Raw genomic sequence first — 12,197 nt, 5'->3', positions numbered from 1 at the left:
TCCCAAGCTCCCCATGCGAGGAACTTGCGTATCCGGTATTAGCTACCGTTTCCGGTAGTTATCCCAGTCTTACGGGCAGGTTGCCTACGTGTTACTCACCCGTCCGCCGCTAAGTCAATCAGGAGCAAGCTCCCGATTAACTCCGCTCGACTTGCATGTATTAGGCACGCCGCCAGCGTTCGTCCTGAGCCAGGATCAAACTCTCCAATAAAGTGTTTGACTTGCTCATTGAAACAAACTGACGAGATTTAAATCTCATTGTATTACTCACTCGTTGTTCAGTTTTCAAAGATCAACTTTCGTTATCGTCTTATCGGCGACAACTTTTATATCATATCACTTCAGCAAGCTTAATTGCAAGAAGTAAATCCTTCCATTTCGCTTACCGCCTACCGTTCATCCGGCAGGACATCTAATATATCATATCAACGAGGTTGGGTTCAAGGCGTAAGTTTTTCCAAACTATCTCATCACTTGTACGTTCCAGCTCCGCTCCGTCCCTTTCAAGGTCATTAATTTGCGATAACTTCCGTGGGGCGGATAATTAATATATCATTCTCGCAAGTTAACGTGCAAGGAGCAAATCTTTCCAAGCGTGATCAAACAAAAGTAATTCATTCGCCCTTTAAAAACTTGCATCTTGCAAACAATTGATGCTATAAATGAAGCAAGAGGTGAGTTCACAAATGGAGAATCCACGTGAGTTGTTCCAAATCATGACCCGTCGTTTCGGACTACTAAACCGGAATTGCTGCACCGTAGGCGGCTGCGACATCTCCTTGGTTCAAAGTCATATCTTATATGAGATCGACCATCGCCATAAACCGTCCATGCAGCAGATCGCCGACGCACTCGGTACGGATATTACGACGTTTAGCCGCCAGATCCAATCTCTAACGAAGCTGAACCTGGTAGAGAAAACGACCGACCCCGACGATCGCCGAGTCCAAACCTTATCACTGACTACCGAAGGCAAGTTCATCGCTACGACCATAGATACGCAGATGAATGAATATCTGGATGAGGTCTTTTCCTATATGAGCGAGTTTGAAAAAGAATCCGTCCTCCGTTCCGTTAAGCTATTTAACGATGCCATGGCCAAGTCCAGTAAGTGCTGCGCTCCGGTCACCGGTTGCTAATGTACCAACAAACAAAAGCCGGCTTGCGATTCACACCTTACCGTGAATTCGCCGCCGGCTTTTCGCCATTCGTCAAATATTCATGAATTCAATTGGTTCTCCGCTTCCGCCAATGCCGCCTGATCTTCGGCCAAATCCTCTTTAGCTCGCTCCATCGGCTCGGGATTCATTCGGCCATCAACTTGGGCGATGGCGTTCTCCGCTTTTTCGATAGCGTTGCGGGCGCCCTCCACCGTTTCTTCACTAGGATGCGATTGAGCCTGGGTTACCGCACGATGCGCTTTTTTGACCGACTGCTGCGCGAGTGAGATGGGGTTTTGCGATTGCATGCTGGAAAACGGGTTTTCCATGTTCAGCCTCCTCTAGCGATAATGCTCTTAGGATGCGAAGAAAAGGCTGAAATCATGCACGACGCTAAGCCATATCATCTTTGCCGAAAAGCCTGTTCCTCCCTCTCACGTAGCTCCACACGGCGGATTTTCCCTGTGTTGGTTTTCGGCAAATCATCGATAAATTCAATTTGACGCGGATATTTGTAGGGCGCGGTCCATGTTTTAACATGGGCTTGCAGTTCTTTTACCAATTCAGCGCTGCCCCGGACACCTTCCTTCAGCACTACAAAGGCTTTGACGATATGACCGCGCAGTTCGTCCGGACTCGCTACCGCCGCACATTCCTTCACGGCCGCGTGCTTCATCAACGCCTCTTCCACTTCGAACGGGCCGATCGTATAACCGGAGCTAATAATAATGTCATCCCCGCGTCCCTCGTACCAGAAATACCCTTCCTCGTCTTTTTGTGCCCGATCCCCAGTCACAAAATAAGAGCCGCGAACATTCAGCTCCCTCCGTTCGGGATCCAAATAATACGCTTTGAACAAGGCGGGCATGTCGACATGAACCGCAATATTCCCTACGACTCCGGTTGGCAGAAGCAAACCTTCCTCGTCAACGATTTCCACTACGCCCGGTGAAATGGCTTTGCCCATCGAGCCGAGCCGTATCGGGGTGTCATTCAGGTTTCCGATCAAAAGAGTACTTTCCGTTTGACCATAACCGTCACGGATCGTGATATCAAACACATTTTTGAACTTGCGGATCACTTCCTGGTTTAACGGTTCCCCAGCTGAAACGGCGCTGCGTAGACCGGACAAATCGTAATGCTCGAGTCCATCGGTCTTTGACATGATCCTATACTCCGTTGGTGTACAGCATAATACCCGGATGCCGTATTGTTGAATGAGCTTCAAATACCGCCCCGCTTGGAAAGAACCATGATACACGAATCCCGTCACACCGTTCCCCAGAACCGACAGAAACGGGCTCCAAATCCACTTTTGCCAGCCCGGTGCCGCCGTTGCCCATACGGTATCGTCGTCCCGGATATCCAGCCAGGATCTCGTAATACGTAAATGCGCATACCCCCACCCATGACTGTGCATGACGCCTTTCGGATTTCCTGTCGTTCCGGAAGTATAGGCCAACACAGCCATATCATCGCGATGCGTCTTGACGGCTTCAAAAGTATCCGGCTGCCCATCCATCAGGGCTTCGATCGGGGTCCAGCCGTTCGAGTGCGTGTCCTTCTGTGCGTCGGAACCTACTAATAAGCGGAAGGCGAGCGACGGCAAGTCATCGCCAATCTTATCGACCTCCGCCGTCACGCCATGCCATACGACTACTGCACGCGCCTCAGAATGACGCAGACGGTAAGCCAGGTCCTTCGCCCGCAGCATTTCCGAAGATGGAATGATCGTCACTCCCAACTTCAAGCAAGCCAGGTAGATCGCATAGGCCATAATATGTCGGGGCATCATTACCAACACGCGGTCACCTGGCTGCAATCCCAATTCACTTAATCCGCCGGCTAAACGGTTGGCCATAGCCACCAACTTTCCATACGTAATTTCCTCGTACTCCCCTTGTTCACTGAGCCATTTTAGTGCGATTTTTTCAGGATCATGACGTTCCATTTCCGCGGTAACATTGTAGTATTCGGGAGCGATCCACTGTTCATATGGTTTCAAATTACCAATCCCCTTCAAAACTCACCGTATCGAGTTCTATTTATATGAGAAACTCATCTATGGAACTCATTATACCACGTAATAGTACCAGGTTCTAAAATCAGCCTTATCCAAGTGTGCCAATAAAATGACAATCCCCGTCATAAGTAAAAAAAAGCCCGTGAAGACACGGGGTTATACCTTATTGGCTATTGGTTTTTGTTCGCGGCTTTATTGATTCGTTTCCGTTTAAGCGTCCCTGCTCGTCGCAGCTCGCGCTCCAGTATGGCCTGGCGGTACAACTCCAACAGCTGGCGGCTAGGTTCATCCCAGCCCAGCTGGCTCGCCTCTGCCCGGGCCTCGGCGCCCATCCGGCGCAGCCGCTCGCCGTCTTGCAGCGGCTGCGCCGCCCTTACGAGCCCGTCCGCTGCGCCGGGCTCGTACAGAAAGCCGGTCGTCCCTTCGGCGACCTGCTCCCGGGTGGGCGCGCTGGCGGCGGCGATCACGGGCAAGCCCGAGGCCATCGCCTCCAGCAGCACCAGCCCCAGCGTTTCCGTGGCCGACGGAAACGCAAACACATCGCTCGAGGCATACGCCTCCGCGAGCTCTGTCCCGTGCAGGAAGCCGGTAAACACGGTGCCCGTACCGGCAAAATAAGCTTCCAGCTCAGGGCGATGCGGGCCGTCTCCAACGACGGCCAGCCGGAATCCGCTGGAAGCGGTCAGGAGATCGCGCAGCCGCTCGATCTCCTTCTCCGCCGCCAGGCGGCCGACGTACAGCAGGAGCCGTTTCTCCGGCTCCCCGCCGGACAGCCGCAGGCGCATGGTTTCGCTGCTTCGATGCGGGCCGAACAGCTCCGGATCGACGCCCCGCTTCCATAGCCTCACGTTCCGAAACCGCCGCGCTTCAAGATCCCCCCTCACGGCCTCCGACGTGCAGAGGTTCAGGTCCGCGCGGTTATGCAGCAGACGCAGATAGCCCCATAACGCCGGCTTCAGCCAAGGCAACTTATAGAAATCGGCGTATTGCGGAACGTGGGTATGATAGGAAGCAACAAGGGGATAGCGGCGTCCGAACCAGACGCCGGCGGCGCCTAACATCGCCGGATTCACCACATGAACTACATCCGGCGAGAACGCGCGCAACAGCTTGCCCACCTTGCGCCCAGGCAGCGAAAGGGGAAGATTGGGGTAAAGGAAGAAGCGAAATGACGGGATGCCGTAAATTTGTGCCCCCGCAAAAGCCCCAACACCTTGGTCGGGTGCAATAACGATCACTTCATGGCCCTGCCGTGTAAGCCAACGAATGCAGTGCGTTAACCGAGTAACAACCCCGTTCGTCGACGGAAAAAACGTCTCCGTCACCATCGCGATCTTCATAGACGGCTCGCCTCCTTGTTATCCCCACTTTACGCTGGGGAGCACATTATCCTTCACAACGCGGTCTTGATATCGCACGGCCGTACGAAAAATATCCAGCAGCACCTCGTCCGTCAACAGATTCGGCTCGAGTCCCAGCTCCTGCAGCTTGGTGTTCTTGGCGTGGTAATAGTGGGCTTCTTTTTCGATCCGCGGATTCTCCAAATGGGCGATGCCCACAGGGTATCCTTCACGCTCCGCCACCCGCTTCACTCTCTCGGCCAAATCCAGCACGGAGAACTCCTCCGTAAACTGATTGAACACGCGGAACTCCCCGCGATCCGCCGGATGATTCGCCGAAATCTCTATGCATCGGACCGTATCCGTGATGTTTAGAAATCCCCGGGTTTGCCCGCCACTCCCATACACGGTCAAATCATGCCCAATCGCTGCCTGGATGAGAAACCGGTTCAATGCCGTCCCAAACACTCCATCGTAATCAAAACGGTTGATTAGGAGCGGATCCAGCTGGGTTTCCTCCGTATGCAAGCCATAAACGACACCTTGGTTCAAATCCGTCACCCGGATGCCCCAAACTCGGCACATAAACATCAGGTTGTGGCTGTCATGCACCTTCGACAGGTGATAAAAGGAACCCGGCTGTTTCGGATAAGGCAGCACGTCCTTCCGGCCGTTATGTTCGATTTCGATGTAGCCTTCTTCGATGTCGATATTAGGGGTTCCGTACTCCCCCATCGTCCCCAACTTGATTAAATGACAATCAGGGGCAAACTCGCGAATGGCATAGCCGACATTTAACGTCCCAATGACATTGTTGGCCTGGGTGAACACCGCATGTTCGCGGTCGATCATCGAGTAAGGAGCAGAGCGTTGTTCGGCAAAATGCACGAAGGCATCCGGACGCACCTGGCGCATCACTTCGGCCAGAAAATCATAATGATTCAAGTCGCCGTTGAACACGCGGATCGTTCGTCCCGTCAGCTCCTTCCAGCGTTCCACCCGCTCCTGCAGCGAAGCGATCGGGGTCAAGGAATTGGAGCGCAGCTCCTCGTCCCATTTGCGTCTTGCCATATTATCGATGATGGCCACCTCATGTCCACGTTTGGATAAGTACAGCGCCGTCGGCCACCCGCAAAAACCGTCGCCGCCCGCTACGATCAAGCGCATCGAAATCGACCTCCTTCATGACGTCATGAATAAATTTAGGTTAAACATAACACCCGAATATTAAGGAGGCATAAACTGACCGGACCCAAATTAGGTCGCCTCGTTGCGTATAAACTCACAGCACCATTCGCTTCCAAACTCCGCTAACAAGTCAAAGAACTCTGCCGTGACTATACATTATCTCTCTAGCTTCTTTCTAAAGGAACGTAGAGCCGCTATTTGAGTATTTCTCAGTCATTTCCCAATTTAACGGAACTAGAAGCCGCTATTCGCCTAAAAAGGCAGCTGCTGGGGCCAATTTCGACGAAATAAGGTCTCCTCGTTCCGTTAGAGCTCATAGTTTCGTATTTGCAGCTAAATAACGTCTCTCAGTTCCGTTAGCGATTAGCGGAGTGCTCTCGGCATCTTTTTTCACTCCCCGCCCGTTCGTGCTACAATAAGTATTGTTTGTACATAGGAGAATGAACGATACGGGAGGAGTCACAACAATGGAAGCTTTCGAGGTTCTTCTTGAAAAATACGCCGAATTGGTCATCCGGGTTGGCGTCAATATCCAGCCCGGCCAAAACTTGATGCTTACGGCGCCGCTGGAAACCGTGGACTTTGCACGGTTGCTGGTGGCCAAAGCCTACGACGCGGGAGCCAAATACGTTCACGTCGACTGGGAGGACGAGCAAACGACCCGCATCCGCTACGAGCATGCGTCGGACGAATCCTTGTCCTATTATCCGCAGTGGCTCGCAGACATGGCGGAACAATTCGGGGAGGAAGGCGGCGCGATCCTGCGGGTTAAGGTGCCGGATCCCGAGCTGTTCCAAGGCATCTCATCATCCAAAGTGTCCACCGCGGTCAAAGCAGCGGCCAAAGCACGCGAGAAGCATTCCGCCCAAACGCGCAACAACCGGATCACCTGGTCGCTGATCAAAGCCCCGACCCAGGCCTGGGCGAACAAAGTGTTTGCCGATCTGCCCGAAGAACAACGAATCCCGGCCATGTGGGAGGCGGTATTCCACATGAACCGCGTCGACCGCGAGGATCCGATCGCCGCTTGGCACGAGCATATCAAGCAGTTGAAGGAAAGACAGGAACATATGAATGCCAAGCGGTACAAGAAGCTGCATTACCGCGCTCCGGGCACTGATCTTCAGGTGGAGCTGCCCGAGGGTTATTTATGGCTGGGCGGCGGTGATTACAATGCGGCCGGCGACTATTTCGTCGCTAATATGCCAACTGAGGAAATTTACTCCATGCCGCATCGCACCGGTGTGAACGGTACCGTAGCCAGCACGATGCCGCTGAATTTGAACGGCCAGCTCGTCGAAGGTCTGACGCTGACGTTCAAGGACGGCAAAGTGGTCCGTTATGACGCAAAATCCGGCCGGGAGCATATGGAAAACCTGCTCCATACGGACGAAGGAGCGATGCATCTTGGCGAAATCGCTCTCGTGCCGCACGACTCGCCGATCTCCCGGTTGAACCGGATATTTTACAACACCGGAATCGACGAGAACGCCTCCTGCCACTTTGCTCTCGGCAGCGCTTATCCCGTTAATATCGAAGGCGGCGCCAAGCTAAGCAAAGAAGAATTGCTTGCCAAAGGCGCCAACGTCAGCCTAACGCATGTCGACTTTATGATCGGCTCCGCGGAGCTCGATATCGACGGCGAGCTGGCGGATGGCACGATCGAGCCGGTGTTCCGCCAAGGGAACTGGGCGTAAACCAACCCATTCGTAACGAAAAAGCTCTCCTCTCCGCCAAGCGGAAAGGAGAGCTTTATGTTTCCCTAAGATTTCATCCCGGTGTAAATCTGAACCGCATCTCGCAGAAACTCGGCCATACCTGGCTGGTCCTTATCATAATAAGCTTTAAAGCGCTCATCATCCACGTACATTTGAGCCAGCCCGGCATGAGCTTCTTTGCTGTACTCGCTCCAATAGAACGTCAGCCATTGCTTATGCAAATCAGCGGCTTTCTGGGCAAGTTCGCCGGCGGGGTCGCCCGTCTTGAAAGCCTCAGCCAGAGTAGCATTTACTTCGTTCGACAGCTGCGTCACCTTCTCGTATTCCTCTTCCGTCATGTTCATCAGCTTCCGATTGGACTTCTCGACCTGATCTTCCCCGTATTTTTCGCGGATTTCCCGGCCATATTTCTGCTCGTTTTCCTCGATCAGCTGTTTTTTGAATCCTTGGAATTTTTCTTGATCGCTCATTGAGATTCTCCCTTCCTGCGACGCAATCGTTTTTTCCACATTGGCAATTAAGGCGTCCAATTGCATGCGTTTGTCAAGGAGTTGATTACGGTGTTCTTTCAGCGCACGGGGACCATCAAAACCGGGATCGGTGACGATCGACCGGATAGCCTCAAGGCTTAAGCCCAGCTCCCTATAGAACAAAATCTGCTGCAGCAGATCCACTTCCCGCTGACCGTAGATGCGGTACCCCGACGAATTCGTTCTTGCCGGCTTCAGAATACCGATCTCATCGTAATAACGCAGCGTCCGGGTGCTAATACCGGCAAGCCGGCCCAGCTTCTGAATGGTGTATTCCATGTGCTCACCTCCTGACAACACTCATGATAAACGTTGACGTAACGTGAAGGTCAACTCTTTTTTTATAAGAAATTTTAGCCCCAACTCGGGCGTGCGGCAACCACCGTTTCTCCGGTAAGGATTGCCCGTTCAATCATCATTCCGAGATAATGATCCTGCGCCGCTTCCCATAATCCATAAAAAGCGGGACCGCCTTGAGCATATTCGCCCATCTTCTCCAGACAGGCCGCTATGGCTAGCTCGTCATCATATAATCTGGCCGGCGCAAACGGATTCGTATACAACCACTGTTCTCCGCCCAATATGCCTTGCAGATAGTACCCTTCCTGGTTCTCTTGTTCGCCCTTATTAACCCGCTTTAGCTCCAACTGCAGCGGAATCGTATTCTCTTGTTGGATCAATACCCGCGAATCGAAGATTTCCCCGCGTTCGCCGCGGATGCAGCAATGATTGGAGCGGATCCAGGAGCGATGCTGGTCGCGAGTAAAATCGTAAATCCCCAGCCGATCGCCAAAATCGAGCCAGGCCAGCTCCCGAACGGAAGGGACAAGTCGATCTTCCGCAGGCGGACCGCTGCGCGTCGGTCCCTGCACCCAATTCGAATCAAATCGCATTGCGCGAATCCGCACTTCTTCGAAGGTAGCTCCCAACAGCCGGCGAATCAAGCTGACACCGTGGTACAAGTGAGAGATGGATACGGTTGCCTCAGTGATTCGTCCCAGCCGTCCCGAATCGATCAACTGGAGCCGAGCTTGCTGGAGCGGGTGTAAATGATATTGCTCCGCTACCTGGATCCTTGCGCCTCTCCCGCTTAGCCGCGAGTGAAGCAGCTCCAACCCGGCAAGGTCGGACGCCGGCGGCGTTTCCGAGAGGACGGGAATTCCCGTCTCCGCCAGTTGCAGCAGATAGGACAGCACCTCCGAGCCGCTGACCGCTAACACAATAAAGTCCTGCTGCTCCTGCTGCAGCAGAGCTTCAACCGAGCGGTAGGTCCGCACGCCCCACTGCCGCTCCATCGCCTGCGCTTTCATTTCGTCGCGGACGACCAAACCTCCGATTTGAAATCGATCCGGAAGCGCCTGAGCGATCCGCAAATAGTACTGGGCCCGAAAGCCCGACCCGCCGATGAGGCTGAAAGTGACCGGCATGCTTGCTTCCCTCCTTCGCGTTCTTCACGCCATCGGGTGAAACCGAGGCGCCTTCCTGAGAATGCTCTCCTGCGCGTAAAAGATCGAATCCTTCGGCAGCGGCAACGAAACCGGCTTCCCGGTTGCGGAGGATTCATAAATCGCCATGATGAGCTCGATCGTTTTTCGTCCCTCATTTCCGTCGATCAGTACCTGCCGGCTACCCGTTTCAATGGCGCGCAGCACGTCGTCAATTTGCCCGGCGTGCCCGGTATATTGCAGTGGTGCGACCTCTGCGGCCACTTGCTGGATTTCCGCTTCCAGGTCCGGATTCCGCTCCGGAAAACCACCATCCCCTTCGGCTGATGCGTATACCTGCCACGGCATTCCCACCTTGGCGTGCTCCCCCTGAAAGACAAGCCGCTGTTCTTCGCCATGATGGACGACCGAGCTGGTCACTTGAGCCAGACTACCGTCCGGGAACTTAAGGATCGCGATAGACAAGTCTTCAACCTGCGAATTGCCGTGCGACGTATTGGCGGTTACCGCTAGGACTTCCGAAGGCATCCCTCTGATCCACAGCAGCAAATCCAGATGGTGCACCGCATGATTCATTACACAGCCGCCACCTTCAGCTTCCCACGTTCCCCGCCATTCGACATCGTAATAGCTGCGTCCGCGCCACCAATAGGAATTAGCCTCGGCATGGACGATGCGGCCCGTCAATCCGGTATCGATCACCTGTTTAACCTGGCGGATCGGGTCATAGAAACGGTTTTGTCCGACGATGGATAAGAGTGCATGGCCTCTAGCCGCCGCCTCCAGCATCCGGTCGCATTCAGACAGTGAGGGGGCCATTGGCTTTTCGACCAAGACATGCTTGCCCGCCAACAGGAATGCCGAAGCTAGATTTGCGTGGGTAGACGGAGGGGTGCACAGGGACACCAAATCCACCGAATCAGAGTTCACGATTTCCTCGTAATCCGAATAAATCTCGCAATCCAGGCTAAAACGTTCCTTCAGCTTCTGCGCCTTCTCTCCGCTCCGATCAACCAGCGCCGTGATCCGGCAGCGGTCCCTAAAGCGGGTAAATGCCTCAAGATGCGTTACGGCAATCGAGCCGGTGCCGACAAGGGCGACATTGATCATGATTTCTCTCTCCCCTGGTTGTCTATTTAATCAAATCGGTTGGGTTCATGCCGGTAATTTTTTTGAACAAAGTGCTGAAATAGGGCACGTTCTTGTAGCCGACCCGCTCAGCTACCTCATAGACGAGCATCGTACGCTGCAACAGCAGCTCGCGTGCTTTTTCGATTCGAACCCGGGTCAGATAGTTGTTGAACGTTTCGCCGGTGATGTTTTTGAAAATGATCGACAAGTGGTTGCGTGAAATGTAGAGCTTCTCCGACAACTCCGCCAACGTGATGTCCTCGGCATAATGCTCATGGATATAACCGGTCATGTAATCCACCACCTGCCGGTGTTTGTTGTTTCCCCGCCATTGGCGGCTGCTGCAGATGAGCGTGATTTTGTCCGACAGCCATTCCGTGAGCTGCTCCGGACCGGTCAAACCAACCAGCTCCTTCGTAATCTGTTCACCGGGCACGAGATCATTAAGCAATACGCCGGCTTCATAGAGACAATACGTAAATACCCCCCACAGCTCGCTGGCGAGGATTTGCACCGATTCAGGCGTCATCGCCTTCTGAAGCTCCAACCGGCTCATGTAATCCGCAACCAGCTTCTTGGCCTCCGCTTCCTGAGACGCTTTCATCGCGGAAGCCAATTCCACATAGAACTTGACCGAAAACAAATTGTCCGCGAACACGTAATCGTCTTCGTCCTCTTGATAAGCGTAAAGCGCGTAGGCCGGATCCCGCCGTCCCGCCCTTAACTCGATGGCACGGAACGCTTCCTCCGTCGACTCCGGAATCTGAAGCCATTGCCGCTTAACGCCTCCGATCCCCACTCGTACGACTAGCTTGAGATAACATTTGATCGCATTAATCAGCTTCACGCCCAGCTCATGCAGCTTCTTGTCTAACAGCTCCGCCGGTTCCTCCGGCCGCGGATGGACCATCAACACCGCCCTCGTACTGTGCAGTTCGGTATATTCCACGGAACTGAACATTTTGCGAGCTACCTCGCAAGCGATATTGCGGATCGCAAACCGGAACAGATTCCAGTCCGACAAAGAAAATTCACTGACGCGCGCATCCCGGACCAGGTCGATGCCAATAGTGACATGGCTGAAATCTGTCCAATACCGATAGGGTTCCGGCAGACGACCCGCTTCCCGGTAGGAGCTGTCCAGCGTGCCAACGACGGCAGAACGGACCCACTCTTTTTCGATGAAGGGTTCATATAAGCTGAGCTTACGCTCCATCTCGCCTTGCTTCTGCCGGCTCTCTTCCTCCTCGGTTAGCTCGCCGATCACCTTGGTTAAGATCGTCTTCAGCGTTGGCACGCTAATCGGCTTGGAGACGTAATCGCTGACATTAAAGCGCAGCGCTTGCCGCGCATGTTCGAAATCCGAATAACCGCTGAAAATAATGACCTTACCGTCATACCCGTCCTTGCGCAGCTGTTCGATCATATCGATGCCATTCATCGCCGGCATATAAATGTCCGTGATCACGATATCCGGTTCGGTTCGACGAACCACATCCAGCCCGTCTGCGCCGTTCAGCGCCTCTCCAACCCATTCCGCCCCCAACTGTTCCCACGGAATGGCGCGTTTCATACCTTGCAGCACTTGGCGTTCATCATCGACGATGGCGATTTTCCACATCCTCAATTACCTCCTTGGCTGTTCTCCTAGATGATCTTTAC

10 protein-coding genes and 1 rRNA gene (1 of these 11 running past the window's edge) are annotated in these 12,197 nt (G+C 53.6%); 2 read left to right on the top strand and 9 right to left on the bottom strand.

Annotation, left to right across the window (positions count from 1 at the left end):
- Positions 1-211 (bottom strand): 16S ribosomal RNA (locus MKZ15_RS11280); it reaches 1,342 nt to the left of the window's first position.
- Between the two features lie 475 nt (positions 212-686).
- Between MKZ15_RS11280 and MKZ15_RS11275 the strand changes: the two genes are divergently transcribed.
- On the top strand, positions 687-1,139 hold the full coding sequence (locus MKZ15_RS11275; protein ID WP_155608169.1) for a MarR family winged helix-turn-helix transcriptional regulator: 453 nt from the start codon (positions 687-689) through the stop codon (positions 1,137-1,139).
- Between the two features lie 80 nt (positions 1,140-1,219).
- Here MKZ15_RS11275 and MKZ15_RS11270 read toward each other — a convergent pair whose 3' ends face one another.
- The 4 genes from MKZ15_RS11270 to MKZ15_RS11255 all read right to left on the bottom strand — a co-directional run bounded on the left by MKZ15_RS11270 (position 1,220) and on the right by MKZ15_RS11255 (position 5,690).
- Complete coding sequence (locus MKZ15_RS11270) at positions 1,220-1,489, bottom strand: hypothetical protein (RefSeq protein WP_339822077.1); 270 nt, start codon at positions 1,487-1,489, stop codon at positions 1,220-1,222.
- A 74-nt stretch (positions 1,490-1,563) separates the two neighbouring features.
- On the bottom strand, positions 1,564-3,165 hold the full coding sequence (locus tag MKZ15_RS11265; RefSeq protein ID WP_193415365.1) for an AMP-binding protein: 1,602 nt from the start codon (positions 3,163-3,165) through the stop codon (positions 1,564-1,566).
- Between the two features lie 188 nt (positions 3,166-3,353).
- Complete coding sequence (locus MKZ15_RS11260) at positions 3,354-4,523, bottom strand: glycosyltransferase family 1 protein (protein ID WP_339822074.1); 1,170 nt, start codon at positions 4,521-4,523, stop codon at positions 3,354-3,356.
- Between the two features lie 18 nt (positions 4,524-4,541).
- The gene (locus MKZ15_RS11255) at positions 4,542-5,690 is read right to left on the bottom strand and encodes an NAD-dependent epimerase/dehydratase family protein (protein ID WP_339822071.1); all 1,149 of its coding nucleotides are present in this window, start codon (positions 5,688-5,690) and stop codon (positions 4,542-4,544) included.
- Between the two features lie 488 nt (positions 5,691-6,178).
- Here MKZ15_RS11255 and MKZ15_RS11250 point away from each other — a divergent pair, with 488 nt between their 5' ends.
- Positions 6,179-7,408 carry an aminopeptidase gene (locus MKZ15_RS11250; RefSeq protein WP_339822068.1) on the top strand — a complete coding sequence of 410 codons (1,230 nt, stop codon included), beginning with the start codon at positions 6,179-6,181 and terminating at the stop codon, positions 7,406-7,408.
- Between the two features lie 65 nt (positions 7,409-7,473).
- Here the strand turns inward: MKZ15_RS11250 and MKZ15_RS11245 are convergent, their stop codons facing one another.
- The 4 genes from MKZ15_RS11245 to MKZ15_RS11230 form a co-directional block, all read right to left on the bottom strand.
- Positions 7,474-8,238 (bottom strand): MerR family transcriptional regulator, encoded by a 765-nt coding sequence (locus tag MKZ15_RS11245; protein WP_213621636.1) that lies wholly within the window; start codon positions 8,236-8,238, stop codon positions 7,474-7,476.
- A gap of 74 nt (positions 8,239-8,312) precedes the next feature.
- Entirely contained in the window at positions 8,313-9,386 is a 1,074-nt protein-coding gene (locus MKZ15_RS11240; RefSeq protein ID WP_339822065.1) for a Gfo/Idh/MocA family oxidoreductase, read from the bottom strand.
- Positions 9,387-9,410: 24 nt separating this feature from the next.
- Entirely contained in the window at positions 9,411-10,514 is a 1,104-nt protein-coding gene (locus MKZ15_RS11235) for a Gfo/Idh/MocA family oxidoreductase (RefSeq protein ID WP_339822062.1), read from the bottom strand.
- 22 nt (positions 10,515-10,536) lie between these two features.
- Complete coding sequence (locus tag MKZ15_RS11230; RefSeq protein ID WP_213621639.1) at positions 10,537-12,156, bottom strand: response regulator transcription factor; 1,620 nt, start codon at positions 12,154-12,156, stop codon at positions 10,537-10,539.
- Positions 12,157-12,197: the final 41 nt, after the last annotated feature.

It is taken from the genome of Paenibacillus sp. FSL R7-0216 (assembly GCF_037969915.1).
GTDB classification, from domain to species: domain Bacteria; phylum Bacillota; class Bacilli; order Paenibacillales; family Paenibacillaceae; genus Fontibacillus; species Fontibacillus rhizolycopersici.
Note: the sequence above shows the minus strand (reverse complement) of the source record. Positions and strands in the feature narration are given on the sequence as shown.